General features: G+C 50.3%; 18 protein-coding genes and 1 riboswitch. Of the genes, 5 read left to right on the top strand and 13 right to left on the bottom strand.

The genetic code is table 11. The features are described from left to right. Positions 1-36 precede the first annotated feature (36 nt). The gene (locus tag ACU70B_RS02610; RefSeq protein WP_447184806.1) at positions 37-915 is read right to left on the bottom strand and encodes a radical SAM protein; all 879 of its coding nucleotides are present in this window, start codon (positions 913-915) and stop codon (positions 37-39) included. Between the two features lie 87 nt (positions 916-1,002). After that, positions 1,003-3,054 (bottom strand): transglycosylase domain-containing protein, encoded by a 2,052-nt coding sequence (locus tag ACU70B_RS02605; protein WP_447184805.1) that lies wholly within the window; start codon positions 3,052-3,054, stop codon positions 1,003-1,005. Between the two features lie 279 nt (positions 3,055-3,333). Here ACU70B_RS02605 and ACU70B_RS02600 point away from each other — a divergent pair, with 279 nt between their 5' ends. After that, positions 3,334-4,533, top strand: coding sequence for a DUF763 domain-containing protein (locus ACU70B_RS02600; protein ID WP_447184804.1), 1,200 nt, complete (start codon positions 3,334-3,336; stop codon positions 4,531-4,533). Here ACU70B_RS02600 and ACU70B_RS02595 read toward each other — a convergent pair. The 4 genes from ACU70B_RS02595 to ACU70B_RS02580 form a co-directional block, all read right to left on the bottom strand. Then, the gene (locus tag ACU70B_RS02595; protein ID WP_447184803.1) at positions 4,525-6,015 is read right to left on the bottom strand and encodes an S-layer homology domain-containing protein; all 1,491 of its coding nucleotides are present in this window, start codon (positions 6,013-6,015) and stop codon (positions 4,525-4,527) included. The genes ACU70B_RS02600 and ACU70B_RS02595 overlap by 9 nt on opposite strands. A gap of 84 nt (positions 6,016-6,099) precedes the next feature. Further along, on the bottom strand, positions 6,100-7,206 hold the full coding sequence (locus tag ACU70B_RS02590; protein WP_447184802.1) for a DUF4430 domain-containing protein: 1,107 nt from the start codon (positions 7,204-7,206) through the stop codon (positions 6,100-6,102). A gap of 12 nt (positions 7,207-7,218) precedes the next feature. After that, the gene (locus ACU70B_RS02585; protein WP_447184801.1) at positions 7,219-9,027 is read right to left on the bottom strand and encodes an S-layer homology domain-containing protein; all 1,809 of its coding nucleotides are present in this window, start codon (positions 9,025-9,027) and stop codon (positions 7,219-7,221) included. Between the two features lie 10 nt (positions 9,028-9,037). Further along, a complete protein-coding gene (locus tag ACU70B_RS02580; protein WP_447184800.1) occupies positions 9,038-10,300 on the bottom strand; it encodes a prenyltransferase/squalene oxidase repeat-containing protein in 1,263 nt (420 codons plus the stop codon). A 132-nt stretch (positions 10,301-10,432) separates the two neighbouring features. Beyond that, a riboswitch (cobalamin riboswitch) is annotated at positions 10,433-10,624 on the bottom strand. Between the two features lie 374 nt (positions 10,625-10,998). Here ACU70B_RS02580 and minD point away from each other — a divergent pair. From minD to ACU70B_RS02560, 4 genes are all read left to right on the top strand, one after another. Continuing rightward, positions 10,999-11,820: a septum site-determining protein MinD gene (gene minD, locus ACU70B_RS02575; RefSeq protein ID WP_447184799.1), complete on the top strand. Its 822-nt coding sequence runs from the start codon at positions 10,999-11,001 to the stop codon at positions 11,818-11,820. A 14-nt stretch (positions 11,821-11,834) separates the two neighbouring features. After that, on the top strand, positions 11,835-12,086 hold the full coding sequence (locus tag ACU70B_RS02570) for a cell division topological specificity factor MinE (protein WP_447184798.1): 252 nt from the start codon (positions 11,835-11,837) through the stop codon (positions 12,084-12,086). 8 nt (positions 12,087-12,094) lie between these two features. Next, the gene (locus ACU70B_RS02565) at positions 12,095-12,763 is read left to right on the top strand and encodes a septum site-determining protein MinC (RefSeq protein ID WP_447184797.1); all 669 of its coding nucleotides are present in this window, start codon (positions 12,095-12,097) and stop codon (positions 12,761-12,763) included. Positions 12,764-13,037: 274 nt separating this feature from the next. After that, positions 13,038-14,945, top strand: a complete 1,908-nt coding sequence (locus ACU70B_RS02560; protein WP_447184796.1) for a CHASE2 domain-containing protein — start codon at positions 13,038-13,040, stop codon at positions 14,943-14,945. 9 nt (positions 14,946-14,954) lie between these two features. On the opposite strand, the gene ACU70B_RS02555 is transcribed toward ACU70B_RS02560, so the two are convergent. From ACU70B_RS02555 to ACU70B_RS02525, 7 genes are all read right to left on the bottom strand, one after another. Next, the gene (locus ACU70B_RS02555; RefSeq protein ID WP_447184795.1) at positions 14,955-15,317 is read right to left on the bottom strand and encodes a hypothetical protein; all 363 of its coding nucleotides are present in this window, start codon (positions 15,315-15,317) and stop codon (positions 14,955-14,957) included. 78 nt (positions 15,318-15,395) lie between these two features. Next, the gene (locus tag ACU70B_RS02550) at positions 15,396-16,166 is read right to left on the bottom strand and encodes an S-layer homology domain-containing protein (RefSeq protein WP_447184794.1); all 771 of its coding nucleotides are present in this window, start codon (positions 16,164-16,166) and stop codon (positions 15,396-15,398) included. Between the two features lie 261 nt (positions 16,167-16,427). After that, positions 16,428-19,535 carry an S-layer homology domain-containing protein gene (locus ACU70B_RS02545; protein WP_447184793.1) on the bottom strand — a complete coding sequence of 1,036 codons (3,108 nt, stop codon included), beginning with the start codon at positions 19,533-19,535 and terminating at the stop codon, positions 16,428-16,430. 237 nt (positions 19,536-19,772) lie between these two features. Next, positions 19,773-21,434, bottom strand: coding sequence for an ABC1 kinase family protein (locus tag ACU70B_RS02540; protein WP_447184792.1), 1,662 nt, complete (start codon positions 21,432-21,434; stop codon positions 19,773-19,775). Between the two features lie 326 nt (positions 21,435-21,760). Continuing rightward, positions 21,761-23,359 carry an aldehyde dehydrogenase family protein gene (locus ACU70B_RS02535; protein WP_447184791.1) on the bottom strand — a complete coding sequence of 533 codons (1,599 nt, stop codon included), beginning with the start codon at positions 23,357-23,359 and terminating at the stop codon, positions 21,761-21,763. A 30-nt stretch (positions 23,360-23,389) separates the two neighbouring features. Continuing rightward, positions 23,390-24,022 (bottom strand): LysE family transporter, encoded by a 633-nt coding sequence (locus tag ACU70B_RS02530; protein ID WP_447184790.1) that lies wholly within the window; start codon positions 24,020-24,022, stop codon positions 23,390-23,392. 81 nt (positions 24,023-24,103) lie between these two features. Beyond that, positions 24,104-24,517 carry an EamA family transporter gene (locus tag ACU70B_RS02525; RefSeq protein WP_447184789.1) on the bottom strand — a complete coding sequence of 138 codons (414 nt, stop codon included), beginning with the start codon at positions 24,515-24,517 and terminating at the stop codon, positions 24,104-24,106. Positions 24,518-24,575: the final 58 nt, after the last annotated feature.

Raw genomic sequence — 24,575 nt, 5'->3', positions numbered from 1 at the left:
AAATTATAATATTTCCAGCTGATAATCTTTCGTCTGCTATAATCCTCTCATGTTCTCACTTCGCAAGAACCTTTTATCCCGGCTTTCCAATACACTGTTTACGGTATCCAGCATTTTCTGACGCTCCCTCTGCAAGGTGCCGCTGACAGGCAGGTAATTGGAGGCATGGGAACCAACAAATTTGAGATTATCAATAGTTATGTTTTCCAATAAACATTTCATTTCTTCCAGGGTTTCAAAGGCATCCGGTACTGTAAACTGTCCCGAACCGACCTGCCGAAAGAGAATAGTGTTGGGAACCGGGGTTACGGTTAAAGCAGCCAGATAATGGGGCCTCATGGCGTTAATTATCCCGGCCGTAGCCAGGGCATGTTCCCGGGAACCTCCTCCCCGGCCGGCCAGTCCTAATAAAACCATGGCGGAAAGATTCATCCCGGCATTGACCAGATTCCGCCCGGCTTTAAGCATTTCCCGGCTGTCGACTCCTTTCCTGATATCCTTTAACAGGCGGTCGTCCCCGGTTTCTACCCCCAGGTAAGCCTTGGTAAGACCTGCTGCCCGTAACGCTGTTAATTCAGACATGGACTTATTCAGGATACTGCGGGGGCCGACATAACTGCCTACATGACGCAAGGATGGGAAGGCGCTGTATAACAATCCCAGTATCTCCAGCAGGGTATCGGTATCAACAGCAATGGCATCCCCATCACAAAGGAAGACTTTTTCCAGGTCATTATAATAGTTTTTAGCCATGATAATGTCAGTCTTGATTTCCTCCAGGCCGCGTACCCGATACTGCTTGTCCTTGTACATTCCGCAGAAGGTGCACTGGTTATGAGAACATCCGATAGTGCATTGCAATAAATAGCTCCTGGCTTCACTAAAAGGCCTGAATATATTACCCTCGTATCTCATTTTGCTCCCCCCCTGTCATTTAGCCCTCATACCCTCGGAATAAAGCTTGCATAACAGCCGGTAAGGTAAATTGAAACAAGTACAGGATTACTGCGGCAATTGCGGAAGGCCACTGGTTCCGCCTGCAGGGTTTTCCTCCGGCTGCTCGGGTATTACCGGAGGTTTTTTCTCCTCTCCAGCAGGTGGCAGTTCCTCTTGCTGTCCCCCTTCTCCCCCTTTATCAGGCGAGGTTTCTTCCTCATCCTGGGGTATCTCCTCGCCTGGCAGCTCATCCTCAGGTGCAAGCTCGCCCTCATCCGGCAATTCTTCCTCAACCGGAGGTGTTGGCGCCGGCTTTTCGTAAAAGATCTTGCCATAGTAAAGCGTATTCATATAATCTCGCCAGATGGGTGCGGATATACTTCCCCCATAGCTGCTGTAGCCTTTTACTACGGTCCCATCACTATTGCCGGCCCAGACTGCAGTGGACAGTTCCCTGGTATAACCTACATACCAGAGGTCGCGACTGTCAGTGGTAGTTCCGGTTTTACCCCCGCTCTTGATGGCTATGGCAGCACGGCTGCCGGTTCCGCAGCGTACCACATCATTCAGTATACTGTCCATCATATCCGCAGTACTACGGCTGATAACCTGCCAGGAATTCGAGCGGTTGGTAAAGACCACCCTGCCGCCGGCATCCTCAATGCGCTCAATGCAATAGTACTCGTGATATTTACCGCGCTCCGGAAAGACCGCAAAGGCTGCCGCCATTTGTATCGGCGATATCCCCTTGTTCATTCCCCCCAAAGCCAGGGCCAGATTTTTGTCTTCTTCCTGCAGGGTGGTTATTCCCCATCGCTCCAGGTAGGCATAAGCCTCATTGACCCCCAGTTGGTTCAAAACCTCCACCGAGGCAACGTTATAGGAATTGACCAAAGCATTCCTGACACTGCTTTTTTCCGGGGACGGGCCATAGTTTTTCGGTTTGTAATTGCCAAAATCACGCGGCTTGTTATTTACTGTCGAATCGGGGTTAATAATTCCTTTATCCATAGCAGCCGCATAGTACAAGGGCTTGATGGCTGATCCCGGTTGTCTGGGAAGAACCGCCATGTTAAATTGGTTTTTCTGAAAATCCACCCCGCCAACCATGGACTTAACGGCGCCACTGGCGGGATCTATGGAAACCAGCGCAATATCCCGTGCGGCAATGCCCTGGTAAGCCAGGGAGCGCGCCTGTTTCTGCACTGCTTTTTCGGCCGCGTCCTGCATACGACTATCGACCGTAGTGTATATTTTTAAGCCTGCCTGATAAAGGCTCTTGGAGCCCAGCATACTCTCCAGCTTGCTGCTTATATAGCCGGCAAGATAAGGATGACGGCGGCTGTCAGGGGTGGACTCCTTTATATGAAGGGGCTGTTCTCTAAGGGCAGCAGCTTCGTCAACACTCAGCAGACCCTGTTCCAGCAACACATTGATTACGGTATCCTGCCGGGCCTTCATACCCTCGAAATTGCGTTCCGGCGCGTATGCTTCGGGCGCCTGGATAATTCCGACCAGCATGGTTATTTCCGCCTTGTTAAGCTGCCAGACATCTTTGCCGAAATAGGAGCGGGCTGCGCAGGGTATGCCTGAGCAGCCCCGTCCCATATAGATTTCATTCAGATACATATTAAGAATAGCATCTTTGCCATATTTTTCTTCAATGGCAACCGCTATGAGAACTTCCTTGATTTTTCGAGTGTAGGTCTTTTCCTGGCTCAGAAACAGGGTACGGGCAAGCTGCTGGGTAACAGTACTGCCCCCTTCGGTCTTGCTGCCGGAACGGAGATTATTCCAAATAGCTCTGCCTATCCCCCTCGTATCCAATCCATTATGTTCATAAAAACGGCGGTCTTCCACAGCAACTACGGCCTGTTTTAAAAATTCAGGAAAATTCTCGCTATATATCCTTTTATATCCCAGACGCGTCATTTCCTGACCATCGCTGTAATAAAGCACACTCTGTTCCCGGGGTTGATATTCCCATTGCTTAATTCCCGTCCCTACCAGAAGTACTTTGGGCATGGTCTGGGTCAGGGACGCTCCCAGGATAAAGAAAAGCGCAAACAGAACCAGCCCGGTTATGAGCAGGCCCAGGGTTTTAAAGAATCTAACCATTATGCCTTCCTTCCCACTTTTTAAAAGTTAATGCGAATTTCGCGTTTAAACAATATTAAGTGCAGGCATATGCACTCATAATCGATTTGATGAATCCTCCCCAATACTATCAAGCTTACTCGTCTATTTTCTAATACAGTATATAACAGAGCTTTCTTTCAGGCAAAGAAGGACTTTGTCGAGTTTTGCGAACACCTGTTCGCAGACCGTTTTTTATGCTATACTGGGAAAAAAGTACTTGCCGGTTTAAATCCAACGCTGATGGAGAGATAAAGTTATATGAAAACAGGAAATGCCAGCCTTCCGCTGCACGGAGGAAAATGTCCGGCCTGGTTGTTTACTCACATGAAGGCCCTGAGCGCAGCTATAATTGAAGTGATTATCGAGGACAAGGGCACGGCCGAGGTCTTAAGGAGATTATCGGATCCTTACTGGTTTCAGGCTCTGGGTTGCGTGGTAGGTTTTGATTGGCACTCTTCCGGGGTAACCACTACTGTCTGCGGAGCTGTTAAAGAGGGCCTGGCGGACATAGCTCCGCGGGCGGGCCTGTATTTTGCCGGCGGCAAAGGCAAGGCGTCTCGCAAAACTCCGGCCGAGATTATCTCGGTCTTGGAACACTACCCGGTAGCAGCAGAAGCCCGAGAGCTGATTTATGCCAGCAGAATGGCAGCCAAGGTTGATAACACTGCTGTACAGGACGGCTTTCAGCTTTATCATCATTTCTTTGTCTTTACCGCCGCTGGTGAGTGGGCTATTGTCCAGCAGGGGATGAATGAGGACTTACGGCAGGCCCGACGCTATCACTGGCTCAGTTCAAAGCTGGCCGATTTTACCGAAGAGCCTCAGGCAGCTATTTGCTGTGATAGAGCTGCCGATACTCTTAATCTGGTCTCCCGGGAAAATGGAGGAATACGTGACCTGAGCAGCAAAATAGCGTGCCGGCAGCCCAGTCGAATCATCGGTGAAATTAAACAAATGGAAGAAACGCTGCCCACCCTGGCTTTGCCCCGCAGACACAGTATTCCCCGAAGCTCCTATCTTAATAAAGCCTTGAATGCGGTTTATGCGGAGCAGCCTCAAAATTTTGAGCAGCTGCTTGCCATACCTGGAGTGGGACCGGGAACATTGCGTGCGCTCTGCCTGGTTGCCGAGGTGGCCTACGGGGTTAAACCCAGCTTTACTGACCCGGTGCGTTACTCTTTTGCCCATGGAGGTAAAGATGGCTTTCCCTTCCCGGTCAATGAGAAAGATATTGAGAATTCATATACCACCCTGGAAAGAGCCCTGCGCAAGGCCAGGGCGGGACGGAAAGAACAGCTTGACGCCTTGAGGAATCTGGCCCGGTGGCACAGCCAGGCTATTACTATAAAGGCCGGTCCGTTTCCAGCCGACCATAACCGCCAGCTTGTTCAGGACAGTAAAAGAGGATTCCTTAACCGCGGCAGTAAAGAAACCCTCTTTCAGCCCGGGTTATTTTAAAGCCTTGTCCATCATTACGGCACACTGCCCCCGGGTGGCATTGCTCTCAGCCTTAAAACCAGGGTATATAAGGCCTTTACCGGTACCTGCCTCTACATAGGGCTGGTACCAGGCGGCATCCGCCTGCCGTTCATTTACGGGTAAACCTATAACCTTTACAACAACCGTCAGCAGTTCAGCACCAGTTAATTGCTGGTCCGGTGCAAAACGAGCGCTATCTATGCCCTGCATCCATCCCATTCTTGTACAATAGGCAATCGCTTTACGGGCCCAGTGCGAATCACTTACATCCAGGAAATCCTTATCACCCGGAAAGGTCTGCACTGTTCCCCCTTTGGCCAGGGCCAGCACCTGGGCAAATTCTGCCCGGCTGATACCGGCTGCCGGGCGGAAGCTTTTATCCGGATAACCTGTCATCACCCCTTGTTCGACCAGTTTCATTACTGCTGTATAAGCGGGATCATTGGCTTTTAAATCGTTAAACGTCATCCGGCCCGTTTGGGGGGCCAGTCTCTTATAAACGCTTTCTCCCCGGATATAGTCGCCCAGTGCCATCAGCGCCTGTTCGCTGGACATGAGATTTCCCTTCCCGTCCTTTATATGGGCAAAGGAGCCATCCTTAAGCTGGTAGGACATTATTATGTCTATCAGTTTCTGACCGCCCCGCGACCAGGGTGCACGATCCGGGTCTATTCCTGCCGCCACCAGGGCCTGCATTACCATGGCAGCTGATTCCAGATTTTCGGTTTTCCAACTGGCAAAGCCGCCTCCGGGCAACTGGGCATGACGCAGGTAGTCTACAGCCCTGGCAAGCACAGGATCTGCCTCCGGTCCGCTTAAGGCCAGCGCTATAATAGCTGCGCTGGTGACATCGACATCCGCGTCGGTATCTCCAGTCAGAAAGTTAAACCCCCCGTCGGGGTGCTGCTGCTCCTTGAGCCAGTCAATCGCTTTTCCCCTATCCCATTGACTGGCACCGGTTGCAGACAGGGCTATCATTGACCAGATGTGTGCATTTACCAGCTCTTCTCCGCCGTTATTAATGCTGTCAGGGAATTTACCCGAGGGCAGCTGTTTTTTTTCCAGTCGGCTGATAAGGTTTTGCCCGGCAAAATCGGCCGGGTCTTTACCGGCAGCTTGCAGGATAATCATGTATCGGGCCAGGCTGGTAGTTATGTCCAGATCCGAGACCAGTTTTGTTTTTATATCCTGTTCCAGCTTTGCCACAGCCGCTTCACCCTGCCACCGGCTATCCATGAAATCCTTCTCGACAGCCCGCAAAGCTATGGGGGTCCAACCGGTAAAGCAGTCAAACTGTTCGGCTTGGCAATGCTGCTGGAGGTAATCGGTACATTTACCTGCAGCCGTTTCGGCCTCCGTTCCGACAGGCGGCGACGCCATCGCCACTGGCGCCGCGGTTGAGCATACGCTAAAAAAAAGCAGCCAAAGGCACAAAATTGTTTTTTTGAATTTTATACCCACCGTTCATCCTCCTTGATAATCATATACTTTTTCCGATTCTTTCCCAAGGGCCTTGGCCTGCGCCCCTTTAAGCACCAAACGGTTTTAGCGCAGCGGCAGAGGAGTAACCCCTTGCGGATCAAGCATTACTCCCCAGCCATAATCAGGATTGATGCTGCCCTGGTTTAAAAACGCAACTGCTCGTTCCAGCCCCTTTTCATCTTCGGCTACCATCAGCCAGAGGGGGTTGGCATCACCCATGCCGCTGGCTGTAGCCTGCACACAAACACAGCCTCCCTGGGCAACCGCCTGCCCCTCCTGCATAGCCGCATTAAGCAATTTAAAGCCGGAATCGCTAAACCCACAGAAAAGACCGGTCCGGTGCGGGTTGGAGTTTAGCGCCTGTATGGCCGGCAGTGCTGCTATTTCTTCCCGCAGCCCCAGTAAAATAACCGGTTGCGGCCTCGTCTTTATTACTTCGTTATTGACTTCCCGCAACTGTACCGTTTTTATACCCCGGCTGCCCAAGCTTGCCGCCAGCAGGCCGGACGCATCTTTAGCCGAAGGCGAATAGGCCAGTAAAACCCCATTGGTAAAGGGGTGGGGGAAGGCCCCGATCATGGCCGGAGTAAAAGCGGCTGAGCCCCAGTCATGGTAGTCCCACCAGATTACATCGCCATCGCTTAATTTTACATCTCCCGCGCCACTGCCAGCCAGGATTCCGTTGATATAAAAAAACCAGTCCTGTTTCGTTCGGTTTAGTGCCATCTTGCCGGTATATCCTGAAGTCAGACCGTTTATGGAATTGATAAAAGATCCGCCGTAGGAGGTTTTGACATCCAAATAAGATTCGGTCAGGCTTAAAGCGTCCTGCTGGTCCTGAACCGCCACCCATTGGTTAAAAATTACCGCCTCACCGTAATCCCGGGTGACCAGCAGATGAGCCCTTGACTCCCCCCTCCGGGGTTCAGCTTCACCAGCCCTGCCGCCTTCGGATTCCGGCTCACTGGCAGCAGACTTGCCTTTATCCACTGAAGCTGGTTGAATTGGATGGGCGGTTTCATTGTCGGTCTGCTTCTGGGAGGTGCTATTTGATTGGCTTAACCCCTTACCAACCGGTGCATCTGATACCGCAGCCTGCCGGGAATGACTGCATCCCGACAGTAACAGTATCAGTATCAGGAACACTGCCAGTACGGATTTTTTTCGCAAATTCTTACCACCTTATAGCGTTAATTTATAGATTATCATTGCGGCCTCCGCCCGGGAGAGCTTGCCATCTCCTCCAAAGCTGCCATCCGGATAGCCGCTGAATATCCCCCGGCGCTGCAGGTCAAAAACCGCTTCCCGTGCCCACCCGGGAATCTCATCCCCATCAGCGAAGCCGGTATTGCCCGGTTTGGATTTCGAGGTCCCGGAGGGGAAGATTCGGTTTAACAAGCAAGCAGCTTCATTGCGGCTAACCGGGTCATAAGGTCTGAAGGTGGAGTCCGGATACCCGCTTATCCATCCCTGCCGGGCGGCAGCGGCAATTGCGCTATAACACCAATTGTCTTCACTCACATCTTCGAACCCGGGGTCAGTTTTATCTACATCCGCCCCTTTTACTCTTATCAATAATCCCAATATTTCCGCCCGGTTAATACTGCGGTCCGGCTCATATCCCCTGCCTGTACCTTTAATAATTCCCTTTGCAGACAGGCTTTCGATAGCTTCCCGGGCCCAGTCGAATCGGGCGTCAATGTCGTCGAAGGATGGAAGGGGCTTGGAAGTGCCGCTTTTGTCCCCTGTTATCTCTTTCCCCTTTGCAATCAATGCAAAACTGGTAAAATGGTCAACTTGGAATATTACCAGACCATTTTTCAGGTCTATTATAGCAGGAATCTTTACCCATTGCCGGGTCTGGATATCGAACCAGGCAGGTGTTAATAAATCCAGATCGACCTCATCCGTAACAGCCAGTTTTATGGCCATGGTAACCGGGCGGTTAAATCTTAAGCCATCAGGTCCAAACTCATAAATCGATGAAAACAATCTCACCGCAGCGGTTTCCGGTTTATCCTGCGAGGTTTCTTTAATGGTTATTTTTGTGTTTTGAGTCAGGGCCCCTTCCGGTATCTTAAGGAAAACTTCACTGTCTGCCATAATCCCCCCTTCCCTGCCCGCTTCTTTAATAATATCAACTCTGTTTTCTATAAGAATCTGCCGCAGCTTATCCATTTCTGCAGCAGCCATCCGATCTCCCTGGTTTAAGACCACGTTTCCTTTTTTCAGCTTGCCAAGCGCCTGCTCATACGGGCCGGATAAATCAACCGTCCCCTGTTTAATCTCCAGCGGCTTATTCGCTATCACTGCAGGAGCACCTACATCCTTGCCACCGTCCAGTGTATACAGCCATTCCACCCGGTCGCCATTTCGTATTATTGCACTACCGGCACCGGTACCGGGAAAGATGCCGTTTATCCTGAACAACCAACCACTCAGGGGGTATCCCTCTTTCTTTTCCGTCAGGCCAGCTATGCTTCGGACATATTCGCCGGATATGCTGTAACTGATATTATTCTGGTTCAATACGCCCTTCAGGGCATCCAGAACGGTACAGCTGCCTGCCCAGTTCCAGTTAGCATTGGGAAGGATAGTACCAGTTCCTGCATCGCCGCATATACTGATCGAGGCGGTTGACTGCTGTGGTTCTGCTCCTCCGCCTCCCCCTCCTGGATCAACAAGGTCACTGTTCACTTCCACTAATGGAAGTTGTTGCACCTGCCCTCCTGCTGCAGTTTCAGCATTATAGCGCCCCCGGTCCAACGAGAAACGGAATTGATAATTGCCGTCACTACCGGCACGCACCTGGTTAACATATGACTTCTTGCCATCCTCCCGTTCCACCATCAGGCTTACCCATTGCCCCGCCCCGGCGTGTCCCGATATTGTCACCTGGTTGCCATCAACTGCGCTATCCGCCAGAGCAGGCATCGGAGATAACAGCAGCACGGCCAAAACCAGGAAGCTAAGAAACCTCTTGGTCATCATATTCGCCTCCCTAATGTACCGGTATTACACTGGGTGTAACCAGGGGGTTTTTGTCATCCCAATTGTCCCAGACCAACACCCGCACCTCATAAGAACCTCTGGCGGGGATAGTGAAAGCGCTGCTGAAATCTGCGCTCTCCCCCGGTTGCAGGATTTTACCGAGTGATGTCAGTATTGACTGCTGTTCGCCAGCGGTATCATAGAGTCCTGCCAGCACCAGAACCGGAACAGGGTGGTTAGCTGCATTGCAGATAGCATATTTCATGCTGGCATCATTATCCAAGCTGAAACGGTCCGCTGATTGCACGGTAAAACACAAGCCATTGGTATCAGGCAGTACGGTATGGTATTTTGATTGTCCCCGCACAAGATCCCCCAGAGCGAGCAAGGAATGATATGTACTCATACGATTGGGCACGGTGGGGTCATTCCACCCTGAAGGCTCCCAGCTGTAAACAAACCATCCCTGATTGGCTTGATACGAAAGAAGGGCATCCACCATATTATCCCCCCCCTTTATCCATTCGTCGGCAAAGGGATCTATTCCCAAGGCTGTAAGCGCTTCAATTACTGCTGCAATTGAGTCCGGGCTTTCACTGCCCCAGCTTCCAAAACCACCGGAAGAAAGTTGTTGCTCCTTGAAATATGCAAGGGCGGTATTTACGGTTGCAGTTACGGTATCTTTGCCCGGTTGCCGGTAATCTGGCGCCAGGGCAATCAGGGCGTGGGCGGTGGAATCTACATCAACACCCCAGCCGCTTTCGTCAAAGCCACCGCTGCCATCCTGACTGCTGCAGATAAATGCAACGGCATCATCCCGCTGGTAATTAACTGTAAAGCCATTTACCCGGGCGAAATCCAGGGCGATTACCGCCCAGACCGTTTGATTCAGGCTGGCATTGGCACCGTTGACAAAGCTTCCATCCCCATTCTGCATAGCGCCAAGCTCTGCAATATTGGCGTCGATTACTGCGCTATCCTGCCGTCCGGCAATCGCCCCAATAATATTGCGGGCATAATCACTGGCTGACACAGCATTTTCAGGTGAATATTTACTTCCGCACTCCACCGCAGCCCAGCGCATGGCTAAAACCTCCCAGGCATTGCAGTTATCCATCCGGTTATAATATCCCAGTAACTTATCGCGGGCAGTATTGATACTGTCAGGATTGACCGCTTCAGCCCTGCCAACGAAAACACTGAATACCAGCATCTGCATCAAAATAACGATTATCAACCTGCTAAAACATGCCTTTAAATATGATTTAAACATTCATCCACCTCCAGAACGTATAGCCATTTACGGCCTGACCATTAAAAAACCCCGACTTTTAAAGGCCGGGGCATAATAAAGGCAAAGGTTTGTATACCATCCCTTAATCCTCCCTTCTTATCCCCAGAAGTTAAGTAGTCATTACTGCCGGCAGGTCTCCTGGCTTAAAGTCATCCTAATCCCTGTGCCTTCCCAACCGATGCCCGGTCAGTGGCTGTATACAGGTTTCGTCCTTAATACAGTAAGGGGAACTGCAACGGATTCTCACCGTTTTCCCTATTAAAGCAGCTTATGATGGCTGCTGCCGGCAGGATATATTAAATTATCTTCATATTATATAGTATCGCCTGGTAAATCAAGTAAAGACATTTGAGATGTGAAAACAGCCCTATAAATATAAAAAATGTTAGAGATAAAAAATATATATATCCACTATCTTGTCATTTAGTGTCGACTTGTGTAATATTATAAGTAACCTTCACCCCCCAATTAACTAAATATAAATTCCATCACATTCCCTCTCCGCATGAGCCCTCCCCGGGCTCATGACACTTTTCTGGGGGTTTTACGTTATGTTTTCCAAAAATAGCAGTTTATTCAGACCTGATTATGATTTAGAATTATATATATGTGTCTGCTTTTGTCTAATAAAAAGATTGCTTATTTCTTGCTCAACAAACTAAGGGAGGCCAATTTAAATGGGTAATAAGACAGCAGAAGGTCAAGTCATTGTTGTAACCTCCGGTAAAGGAGGAGTGGGAAAAACTACGACGGTGGCCAATGTTGCCAGTGCGCTGGCCAAGCTGGGCCATAAAGTAATGGTCATGGACCTCGATATAGGATTAAAGAAACTGGACCTTATTCTGGGGCTAGAAAACCGGGTCATCTATGATATAGTCCAGGTTATAGAAGGCGAATGCACTTTGAAACAGGCTCTGGTTAAGGATAAACGCTTTCCTGAATTACATATGCTGCCCGCGGCTCAGACCCGCAATAAAGATGATATTACCCCAGAGCAGGTGAAAGAGCTCTGTACCCAACTGAAGCCTGAGTTTGACTACATATTTATCGACTGCCCGGCCGGTATCGAACAGGGGTTTAGGAACGCCATAGCCGCAGCCGACCGGGCCATTGTAGTTACTAACCCTGAGGTGTCAGCCGTTCGTGATGCCGACCGAATCATAGGCATGCTGGAATCAGCTAATTTCAAGGATATAAAATTGGTAGTAAACCGGATTAGAAACGATATGGTTAAAAGCGGGGACATGTTAAGCATCGAGGATTTGATGGAACATTTATGTATTGATTTGCTGGGGGTAGTCCCCGAAGATAAAAATGTCGTCGTCTCCACCAACAAGGGTGAGCCTATTATTTTAAACGACCGTTCCCAGGCAGCAACCGCGTTCAACAACATCGCCCGGCGGATGCTGGGTGAACACGTTGATTTCCCGAATTTTGAAGAAATTTCGTTCTGGAACCGGGTTAAAAGCCTCGGGCGCAACTTATTCCCTGGTAATTAAAGGGGGTTTATAAAGTGCTAAATTTTTTGAAAAGGGTTTTTAGTGGCGAAGATAATTCTAGCAAAGGCCAGGCCAACAATCGCTTAAGGTTGGTCTTGACTCATGACCGTTTGGGAACTTCGGCTCAGCTCATGGAGGTCATAAAGGAAGAGATTATTGAGGTTATTGCCCGGCATGTTGAAATTGAGGGAGTTCCCGAGGTAAAAATCATAACTGAGGGTAGACATGCCGCTCTGGATATCAGCATACCCCTAAAAGGCAGGTAGAATCTCAAATGTTAAAAGTAAAAGGAATAAATGACAGTCTGGTTATGGTTTTTGAAAAAGGCAGTTTTGAGGAATACCGTTCTTTACTGGAAGATAAGATAGTTGCCAACAAGCAATTATTCAGCGGTTCCCGGGTTATTTTCCGGGGTGAGGGGCTGCAATCCTTGTCTCATGATGAGCTCATCGCATTACAGAAACTATGCTTGGATAACGGTATGATTCTCAATAATACCCCCAGCAGAGGCAGCATATTGGAAAAGACCGCCGGTCCCCCCCCTCCTTCTTCTGCAGCCGAATCAAAAAAGCCCGACCCCGCTTTTTCTAATACGGGCAATAAGGATTTAATTATACGCAGAAACCTTCGTAGCGGTCAGAAACTGCACTCAGAAGGTTCAGTGGTTATCTGGGGTGATGTGCACGAAAGTGCAGAAATTACTGCGGCAGGCGATATCATTGTGCTGGGTAAACTGGCTGGCATAGCCCATGCCGGTTATTATGGCAAGGAGAACTGTGTGGTTTTTGCCCTCAATCTGGCTCCCAGCCAGATCCGTATCGGCAGCAGAATATCACGGGCCAGTGATGATCAGAATAAACGGCCCTACCCGGAAATAGCTTTCCTGGAGGAGGGCAATATCTGTGTACAGGAGTATACTTCCGGTAAATTGCCGCGGCGCTAGACTTAAACGGATGCGGCCCGCGCCCCCATAGGGCGCACGGATGTTCGTTGCCGCTTACGGTTAATGTGGCGGATAGATTGGGATTAACGCAGATATGCTCCCTTTATTCCGCGTCAAAAAACACCTGTATTTTAATCCGTGATTACGGCCTGCGGCCACGAGTGGTACCACTGTCCTTTACCGGCCTCAGCATCCGGGAACCGGCGGTTGGTTCATGCTGTACCATAGGATCTCAGCATATACGCCTGGTAGGCGCTTGGGGAGGTTTTGTTCTGTGCTTTCGGAAAAACGTTTAACCGGGCTACGCCTGCGTTCGATTGTTTCTGCCCTTTTTAATCACCGTCTGTTCATCCCTATTATACTATTGTTTATTGTTCAATTGCTGGTAGTGGTTGGACTTTTTACCCGGGTGGAAATGAAGCTTTACGATTCCTGGTTCCGCCTGAGCGGGGCTAAACATCCTGGTGACGAAGTAGTAGTTATTGCCGTAGACGATTACTCCATTGAACAAATTGGCCCTCTGGCCTGGCCGCGTTCGGTGCATGCAGACCTGGTAGACAAGTTGAGCCAGGCACGGGTAGTCACCTTCGACCTCACCTTCGGTTCCCTGAAAGAACCGCAAGGGGATAAAGCTTTTGCCCAAGCTATAGAACGCCACGGCCGGGTGATCCTACCCTTTGAGTTCGATTTTGAAACCGGTGACAACGGAGAAAAGGTGCAATACATCAAGTTTCCCCACCAGATGTTTATGGAGCATACGTCCGGCATCGGTTTTGTAAATACCCCTACTGACATAGACCAGGTAGTGCGCCGCGCTACCCTGGTGGATGTTAATACCTACGAATTCCCTATTCCCTCGCTGGATCTGGCCACCTACCTGGCTGCGAAAAATCTGGGCGTGGAAGACTTAAAAATCATCCCCGGCTATCTGGACATTAAGGGCTATAAAATCCCCATCGACCATGAAAACAAAGCCATGCCCGCCTTCTGGGGGCCGCGGGAAACCTTTAAGAATATTCGCTACGCTGATGTGCTAAACGGCAAAGTTGCACCGGAATACTTCAAGGATAAGATTGCCATTGTCGGTTCTGTCACCCAGGATGAACATGACGTATACGCCACCCCCTATACTACCAGTAACATGGTAAAGCACGGCTCCCCTGAGACCCCGGGGGTAGAGATCCATGCCGCCATTACCCAAAGTATGCTGTCCAATCTCTGGTACCGGCCGGTAAGTCCGCTGCATAATTTCCTGTTCCTGCTCTTCGGCGGGACGCTCACCGCAGTGCTGGTAGGGCGGCGGGGCCCCTGGAAAGGATTGCTGGGCACTTTGCTCATAATGGCGGTAAGCATCGGCCTGGTATACGGCTTATGGCACTATCACTGGTGGCTCAACTTGGCTGCCCCCCTGATTCTCATCCTTTTGACTTATGTTGTCGTCACCTCCACCGACTTTATCCAGGCCGAGATGGAACGCCGTAAAACCCGGGCGGTTTTTTCCCGTTACGTTTCCCCTGATGTGGTGGAGGAGCTTATGAAGGACCCTGACAGTGTTGAGCTCGGCGGCGCCAAGAGGGTGGTTACCATTATGTTTGCCGACATCCGCGGCTTCACTGCCTACAGTGAAAACAAAGACCCGGTAGATGTAATTACCCGTCTTAACGAGTATCTTACCGTTATGACCCGCACTATCCAGAAGCATGGCGGTACTCTGGACAAATATCTGGGGGATGGCCTGATGGCGTTCTTCGGCGCCCCGATATATTATGAAGACCATGTGGAAAGAGCAATAAGGGTAGCTGTAGAAATTCAAGATGCCATCAAAGAGCTTAATGCTGAGTGGGCTAAAAAGGATGGCTCCCCTCCTCTGCTGGTCGCTATCGGCATCAATACCGGCCCGGCAGTAGTAGGCAACGTTGGCAGCCCCGAACGCATGGACTATACCCTGATCGGCGAGGATGTGAACCTGGCTTCCCGTACCGAAGCCTTGACCAAACTCTTCGAGACCCTGGTGCTGATTTCGGAGCGTTCTTACGATTTTCTGCCACCGGGGGAAATCAAAGACTCCCTCCACTATGTGGGCGCGGAACTGGTCAAGGGATTTACCCATCCCATCAAAGTCTATTCCCTATCCGGTCTGGACTTGCACTTTGAAAAATCCAAGGATAAAGGCTTTAAATAACATATAAAATCACCCCCGGCTGATTTGACTGCCAAAGTAAACACCGCCTGAATACTCCCAGATTGCTCCCAGCACCAGAGACGACACGGCATTGTCCGGGTTACTGAAATAGGCTTCACTGACAGCATCCGGGGCTAGCAGGTCAAACCACATGCCGGCAGTATTGGCCAGAGCTGATTTGTAGTAGAGACCACAGGTACCTGCTACTGCCGCTATATTCGTACTGTTATATTCGCTGCTGTTAATATTGAAGGCTTTTACGCATAGCAGTACGGAATGGTTGGCGATGGCCTCAGGAGGGATGCCACCCGAACCGCCCCCAGCCCCGCCACCGGATTGGGAAAAGGTTTGCAGGGTTAGGTCCAACTTCATTTATATAATAGGAAAATCGGTAGTCACCCGGTGCAACTGCCAGACTATAGGCAGTCTCCTGTTCTCCAGCGGTCAGACTTACACTGGTACTGGAACCATCCGTACCGTTGGCTGAGATACAAATATGGATTTCTTTGCTTCTTTACTTCCCTGGCTTACCTGTACTTCACCGCTTTTTACTTTCAGGCTGGCTCTAAGGCCGGCACGACTTAGCTCCGGGTCCCGGGTGAGAAGCACTCCCAGAGCCCGTGCCAGGTCGCCCCGGCGGAATTCCTGGTCAGGGTAAAAGCTATTCTTATCCTGGCTCAGACCAGCCATGCCCGCCGCCAGGGCCGCCGCTACCGGTCGAGCTGCCCAGTGCCTGTTATCCATATCGCTCAGTACCGGCAATTCTGCCTGGCTCGTATCTTCTCGGGATAAACGCATAAAAAGGCTGATTCCCTGGGCTCGGCTCAGCTTTTCCTCCGGCCTGAACGTGTTATCAGGAAAACCTTTTATGTATCCGGCCCCAGCTGCTGCGTTGATGTAACCCGCCGCCCAGTGCGATGCGTCCATATCACTGAAGCTGCCGGCATCAGGGCCGCCTTTTAGTCCCAATATCTTGCTTGCCAATACTGCGGCCTGAGCCCGGGTTATACCCTCAGCAGGATGAAAAGCTCCATCCGGGAAGCCGCTCATAATACCTCGTTTAGCCAGATAGCTGATATATACTGCATTGGCATCTCCGCCTATATCCTTGAATACCGGAGCCGCCGACTTTCCTGTATCCCCTGCTGCAAAAGCCGTTACCGATACCCAAAATAGTATAACCAGCAGATAGAGGAAAAGAAAACGACAATACTTTTTCAACCGTACACTTCCTTTCTAACCTTTTCTATTTTTCTAGATATTAGTCAAAAAATGCTTCTATCCTGCTTGTTTCGGAAAAACAGCCCCCGCATAAAGCGGGGGCTATGGAGCGTTATATCTCACTTTCAGGCGGCTAATTTTTTACCATCCAGCTTATCCTTGCCCACATAGATTGCCTTACCAGCATCTACATTTTTTGCTTTATCCTGCGGGCCGGTGAATCTAACGTCTCTTTCTTTGTTTAATAGTTAATGGCATGGTTTATGGCTGAGGAGACGTTCCCAGCTCTCCTTCCGTCACTGCATGGTCAGTAAAACCAACGATTCGGTTATCGGCGTTCAGAGCAAAGACCCAGATGTGGTCAGCCGGCGCAACCCCATTGATATAACTCCCAATGGTATAAGCATTTCCTGTGGCTGACCCATCCGAGCCCATAGCAGCTTGTGAGGGAGCAGCCGGGCCGCTGGGACCAGGAGCAGTACTGGGCATTGCAACAATCTTGTATTGGCTTGCCTCTGAGGGAGGATTTGCAACTGTAAATGATGTTTGGCCCTGGTAAATACCGGGCGAGAAGTTAAGTTCCAACGCGGGCGCCGGGGCGGTATTTGCAATTTCACCGGGAATAAGGGTATGATCGATAAATTTTGCAACCTTGCCGGAAGCGTCCAAACCAATTACACCCAGGTGGTAATCTGCCTGTACCGGAAACAAGACGATACTGGAACTGAGAGGGGGACTACAATCCAGGTACCCGCTGAACTCAGGAGAACTGCCAAAGCTGTCTTCCGCCGGAGTATTGCCGGTAAAAGCTGCGGCCTGGAAAATCCATTTGAAGCCACCGGTGCAGGCTGAATCCCCGATGCTGGCCAAGTGGGTGCTTGAAACCCATATACCAGGTGCAAAAGTCGGCACAGTGTCGAAGGCGTCGGATGGAGCCTGTGCAATTTCGGCTGCTGTAACAGTATGGTCGGTATAGGCTATAGTCTGGTTTGAAGCATCTACCGCCGCTACATTTACATGATTTCCTTCAGCAATAGGAAAGGGGGTTCCCGGCTCATATAACGGACCCGTTACAGGCAACCCGGCAGGAATCCAACTATTAGTATCCAGGTATTCTCCCTTAGACGGGCAGGGCAGTGCATCCGGGTAAACGCGATACAGGTAATGGTCAGCACCAGGATAACTTAGACTGCTGAAGCGGCAATAGCCTGAGAATACCCAGTGCTCCAGGCCAAATCCGGTCAGAGGCGGGGGCGAATCGATTACCTTAAGCGGTGCAACGGCTATTGCCTTGCCATTCTTACTTATAATGTATTCGTATTGGAGCGGGGGCAGTTTGCTCTTAAGCTCAAAGGTGACAGTTGAATCAGTAACAGAGGTCGGAAATATAGCGGCAATATCCTGACCGTTAATATCCGCGGCAGGAGCATTGACTCCCGCCTGAATAAACTGAATGCTTATACCCGATTCATTATCTTCCCACAGGTCAGCTGTCGAATCATTAACTTGTATAGTTAAGGGAGCAGAGTAGGACATTGGTACATATTGCGGATTTACTCCGAGCGGATGAAGTACCGTAACTGCAATTATCTTGGTCAAAGGAGCATATCCCGGAGCCGTTGCATTAAAGGTTACGGTTTCCGTTCCAGTGGTATTTATATCTTTACAAGTGAATATTACCCGGCGGCAGGCGGTTCCCTCACCGGAAAGGCTTACATTTACGACATCGTTTCCGGTTTCGGTCCAGGTTATTTGGGCATGGGCCGGATTAATAGCAAATTCTCTGCCAATATGAGCCGGTACCGGGAATCCCATGGGTCCAGGGAACATCACCGGCATGTATAGTTTTTCCGGTATGGTGCCTATAACAATAGTTCCACTGCTGGTCCCTGCACTACCGCTGCTTCCACTAGTTTTTAAATGAGCACCAGGTGAATTACTATAGGCTTGCTCCAACGCCTGGTTCAGGCTATTTAACAGGTTGGGGGCATTCTCGGGGGGCGACTGATTTCCTGAATTCCGCCCGGTACTTCCTGGTGGTGCTTCCTGATTATCGGTAATCTCCTGCGCCCGGGTTTCTATCCATTCTTTCTGCTGGTTCCATTCTTGAGCTTGGGAGGGGCTCATAGGCGCCGGAGGGCTCGGGGCCTGTCCCTGTCCAGTTACGCCGCAACTTTGACCTTGAGCCAGGGTCTGAGCCTGTCCGCCGGCAATAACTTGGGCTTCACCTTGCAGGAGGGTAGTGTTGCAACCCGTTATAGCGACACTATTGCTCCAGAAGCTTCCTCTGATTGCGGCAACTCCCCAAGGCATGTCTACTTTTACTTTTACTTTTTTCCTCTCCGCAGTCTGATACCATTTCTCCCCATCGGCTGCCAACAAATCAAATACCCTGTCTCTGGCAGCTATTTTATCGTGTCTGCCCTGAGTCAGCTGCTGGGATGCCGCTCCATTTGCTCCGGTACCGGTATATCTGGAGGCCAGGGCTCCGAAGAGTTTTCCGTTTATAAGTTCTACTTCCAGCAGGTCTATGCCGGTCCCGGGGGTACCGTCGATTTTGATATAGGCTCGACCCCGGGACTCTTTTATCTTTAGCTCACTGTTGTTTTTTAAGAGTATGCCACTGCCGTCGGGATAGGTTATTTCTGCCTGGCCATCTTCACCGGTAATTATGGTATCCCCCGCAGCCGCCATACTGATTTCCGATACGGATTTGGTCTTATCGTTCACCGAGCTTTTAATGGTTACTTTGCCGCTTTTTACTTTAAGTTTTCCGGTAAGAGTTACCTGGCTCAGGTCGGGGTCCTTGGTCAACATGATACTCAAAGCCCGGGCCAGTTCTCCCCGGCTAAAGACATTATCCGGATCTACTTTATTGTCCTCCGCATTTATCATGCCTGCTGCCAGGGCAGTGGCTACGGAGGCAGCAGCCCAGTGGCTGTTGTTCAAGTCCTTTAGCGGCGGGAGCTCCGCGTCAGTAATATCCTGCCGGGATAAACGCAAAAAAAGGCTTACGCCTTGAGCCCTGGTCAGGCTCGTTTCAGGTTGAAAGCTTTTATCAGGAAAGCCTTTTAAGTATCCTGCCTCTGCTGCCATTTTTACATAACCTGCAGCCCAGTGGTCTATAGGGACATCATTAAAAATACTCGCTTCAGAGGTGTCCGGAGTTAAGCCTTTAATCCGGCAGAGGATCGCCGCTGCCTGGGCTCTGGTCAAACCCTCTCGGGGGTGAAAATTTCCGTCGGGGAACCCGCACAAAAATCCTTTTTTAGCCATGTAATTTATGTAGATGCCATTGGCATCCCCTTCTGCATCACTAAATGCTGAACCAACCGGTTTACTGTCGCTTTCTCCTTCCGCCCGGCCCATCCCTGCTGCTAATACCAGAAACAATACAATCAGAAGGCAAAGGAAGAGAGAATAATTACGCCTCTTCAGGTTCGTCCACTTCCTTTCTTGACGTTATGGTATTTCCTATCGACTCTTATTGTTTTCCATATAATTCAAAAATCTCCTGCTTTGTTCCCGCTAACGGAAAAAGTATCTGCATTTTGGTTTGGCTGGATAATTTACCTGGTTTGCGAGTAAGCTGACGATCTGATCTGCCTAGGAGCGTAATGATGCCAGGAAATACACTATCAGGCAGATTAACGCCATGCCAAAGCCTATGACTCCCAGATATGCATATTTTTCCACTTGAGCTGAATGATTAGTCTGGATAATCAGAGCCGAACCTATCAGAGCCCCGGTGATAATGAGGCTGGCGCTGACACGGCTGGCCAGTTGGGTCAGTTTGCGGTCGGTTTTGGGCGTGAATTCCACCTTCATAGTAATGGTTAGATTGCCTTCTTTGGCGGCGGATAAAAGGGCATTAAGATAAGAAGGCATCTTACCCAGGGGCCTTACGTCCTGATAGTATTTACTGCGGAAGAACTTGTATACGCTGTCAGGTTTTAAACGCTCTTTATATACCTTTAAGGCCAGAGGCCGGGCTACCTCGGTAAAATTAAAATCCGGGTCCAGTTTTTTGCCCACACCCTCCACCGTAATCAGAGCCTTCATAAGCGCAGTAAGATAGGATGGCATTTGCAGATGGTAACGATAGGCCAGTTCCATAGCTTCCTTTCTTAATCTTTTCATATCCAGGCTGCCGATATTGGTGGACGACACATCCTTAACCAAGTCAACGAAATCCTCATAAAAATCCTCATTATCGGTTGAGTCCCCCGCTATCCCGATATCCCTCAGGGTCCCCATAGCCTTGTAAATGTCACCTTTATTAAGGCTAACCAGCAATTCACCCAGATAAAGCAGCCTGCGTTCGGTCAGGGTACCGATTTCCCCAAAATCGATGAATGCGATAGTGTTTTCATCGACTACCAGAATATTTCCCGGATGGGGGTCAGCCTGAAAAAAGCCGTGCAATAGTATCTGGGACAGAAAAGCTTCGGTACCCAGTTGTGATATCTTGCGGCGATCCCAGCCCTGGCGGTCGATTTCACCAATATCGCTTAGTTTGAACCCAGCCAGGTACTCCTGGGTTAAAACCCGGGGGGTAGTATATTGCCAGTATACCCGTGGAATCACTACCCTTTCGTCGTCGCGAAAGTTGTTATATACCCTATCGGTATTGCGAGCTTCCCGAGCATAATCCAGCTCCCGCAAAAGCATGCGGCCATATTCTTCAACCATATCATAAATACCGATACGCCTGGCTTCAGATGATCTTCGTTCTGACATTCGGGCCAGACCTTTTATTATTTCCAGGTCGCTCTCCACCTTGCTTTCGATGCCTGGCCGCTGTATCTTGACGATAACCTCCTCCCCGCTTTTTAGCCGGGCCCGGTGAACCTGTCCGATTGAGGCTGCCGCCAGGGGATTGATATCGAATTCGGCAAAAATCTCCTCCGGGTCTCCCATTTCATTTATCATCTGCTTTAAGATTTGTTCGTAAGGCAAGGGCTCCACTTTATCCTGCAAGCTTTCCAGGGCCTCGATGTAAGGCGGAGGCAGCATATCCGGGCGGGTGCTTAACATCTGACCCAGTTTAATGAATGTAGGTCCCAGCTCAACCATAGCCCGACACAGATTGTCGGCCAGCAGGCGCCTTGCTTTACCATCTTCCCCGTTGATAAGCTGCCTGGGGGACAACTGAACCGCACTTGCCAGCCCGAAGCGCTGCAAAAGATAGCCCAGGCCGTGTTTCATGAAAGTCCCGACGATCTCCTGGCGCCTTCTTATGTACCTGACGTTCCACCATGAACTCATCTCCGCACCCCCAATATGAATTACTTTAAATATTCTATAACAATTCGACTATGTCCTGTCGCCATCCGTCTCGGGCAATACTGCTTTTTTGCGTCTGTTTGCCGGCCTGTGAAGCACCTGACAGCGGCGGGATATGCCTGAACACGGGTAAAATCGCACCTGCCCGCCTGCATCGCCCGTGATCTCCGGGTAAATCCGGATAAGAAGCGCAGCTTCTCCGGCCCTGCATTATTAGGATTGGGCCGTAATCGTCGGAGCTGCTGGTACAGGTTTCATCAGCGGCAGGTGGTAGGAAAGAAATCGGGCGGAAAAAGATTCATAAGAGTTTAATCCTCTTTGAACCAGCGCGGCAGGATTTTCAACAGATTGCCGATTCCTTTTATCCGGCGGGATAGTTTATGGGAGTAGCTGAAATCAATCAGCCCTTTAATACCATTGTAGATATCAGCATTGTTGGGGGGCCACCACAGGTTTTTTTTGGCCAAGGGCATGATGTCTTTGATAATCACCTGGGGTTGGGTCATTTCGTCGAAGCCGATCTTTCCATGGGTGCGTCCCAGGCCGGATTTCTTAAACCCTCCCCAGGGGGTTTCGGGCATACCATGGCTTACCAGGTGGTCATTGATGCTGACCGCCCCTGCCTGAAGCTGCCGGGCAATCTGTTCCGCCCGCTGCCGGTTGCGGGACCAGACCGACGCCGTCAGTCCCAGATCGGAATCATTGGCCAGTTTGATGGCCTCTGCCATATGATTGACCTTCGTTACCGCCACCACCGGCCCGAAGGTCTCACATTGCATGACCAGCATATCATGGCTGACATTGGTCAGTACAGTGGCGGGGAGAAAGTTTTTCCATTCCCGGTTGTCAGGTGTTCCGGATTGGGCATAAATGACCGCTCCCTTATCCAGGGCGTCGCGTATCTGTTCCGTGACGGTATGGATCTGGCCGGAGGTAGTCATGGCGCCCATATCTTTATCAGGCTCCAGGCCGAAGCCTACCTGCAGGGATTCCACCTTTTGCTTGAGCATTTGCAGAAAGGGGCCATAAACCTTTTCGTGCACATAAATTCGCTCGATTCCGGCACAGGTTTGGCCGGCACTGGTGAATCCTCCCCAGACCGCCCCCATGACCGCACGGTAGATGTCTGCATCCTCACAGACCAGCATGGCATCATTGCCCCCCAATTCCAGGGAAACCGGAGTCAGGGTCTCGGCCGCTTTACTCATCAGATACTGCCCTACCGCCACCGAGCCGGTAAAGAAAAGCTTGTCTATGCCATTGCCAAGCAGCATGTCCCCGGCCTGGCTGCCGGGAATATTAATAAAGCTGAAAAGACCGTCAGGCAATCCGATTGATTCAAAACATCGTTTCAACGCCAGTCCCGTCATCTGGGTCTGGCTGGCCGCCTTCAGCACAACGGCATTGCCGGCCAATAATGCCATAACTACTTCCGAGAAGGGAATAGCAAAGGGATAGTTCCAGGGAGATATTACGGCTACTATCCCCCAGGGAACTCTGACTATCTTGCTCCGTTTACTCATGGTGCCCAGATGCCCGGGAGATAACTTTTGCTCCCGGAGAAAACGGCCGGCATTTTTGCAATAATAAGATACTGCGGCGGTGGCGGGAAAAAGTTCGGCTGCCAGGGCGTCGTTGCGGGTTTTACCCGTATCCCGGCTTATGATAGCCGCCAGTTCGTCGAGATTTTCCACTATAAAGCCGCGGGTTTTTATAATCCGGCGAGTCCGCCCATCCACCGGGGTGCGGCTCCATTCCGACTGCGCAGTTCGGGCCTTATCCATCATCAGCCGTAAATCTTCTTCATTATGCAGGGGGGAATATCCCAGCAGCTCGCCGGTAGCTTTGCACCTGCACTCGCTATAGTTTGGGGATGACGGGATACCTGCAAGATCTGATATAATCACAAACCAGTCTCCTTCATCATCGGTTCTGGATTAGACTACGGTAGAAATGAAATATCCGCCTAATCCGGTGAGGAAGACCCCGCACAGTACAATAATGAACTGATAAGCCTGCTGCTTGAGAAACCGGCGGCCTCCGGCTATGGCTGCGGCGATGCAGGAATACCAAAGCAGATCGGCCATAATATGCCCGGTAAAGAAGGAAGCAACGCCCGCAGCGCCGCTCTTAAGGGCCAGGGTCAAATAAGTCAGGCCAATAGTGGCCCACCAAACACTCCAGAAGGGATTGGATAAGCTAACCAAAAAACCGGCCACAACCGGATGCATGTTCACTCCCTTGCCGGTATTATTATCACTTTTCTCCAGAGAAATCCGCCCCTTAATAACATCCCTTATCATATTAAGCCCGATAAAAATTAAAAAGGCTCCTCCAACCAGTGAAATTACATTAGTAACCACAGGCTTCTTGAGATAAAAAGAGAGCCCGGCCAGCAGGGCAATAATTAGGGCCAGTTCCAGTACAGCATGTCCCAGTACAATGAGAGGACCGGCCTTGAAGCCCCGGCGGGCACTTTCGGCAATGGTCACGGTTAAAAGGGGACCCGGCATCAAGGCTCCCGACAGGCCCACCAAAAAAGCGGTTACAAACAGCGCCGTAATATTCATTCCTTACACCACCATTATTATTGTTAAAGGGATTTACATATTATAGCATTAAACGCCGGGGGCGGGGTACGGTGATCTTCCCTACACAATAAGAATAATCCCCAATATTATAAAAGTGGCTCCGATCACCCTGAAGGTGGTAATCTGTTCACCCAAAAATATTATAGCGCAAATCATAGTAACCAGGGGCGAACTGGCCATAATTACCGTAACCACTGATACCTCTCCTCGTTTGATGGCAGCATAGTAGGCCAGATCTCCGATAAGGGTGGCCAGAATAGCTTCGATACCCAACAGTATCCAGGAGTTAAACGGAATCTGCTTAACCTGACCCAGACTCCCGCTTACCCCTATCCAGGCAGTTACCATCCCTGCCGCCATCAGCGTTCTTAAAACCAAAGCCGCCATGGGATTGGCGTTGTTCAAACCAATTTTGGCAAATATAGGTGCCACACCCCAGCAGACCATGCCGAAGATAGCCAGCAGATATACCATCTTATCCCCCTGTTAAACGCCAATAACGCAAAGTCAATTATTTGCGGTTATTTTAAGA

Source organism: Syntrophomonas curvata (assembly GCF_052976825.1).
Note: the sequence above shows the minus strand (reverse complement) of the source record. Positions and strands in the feature narration are given on the sequence as shown.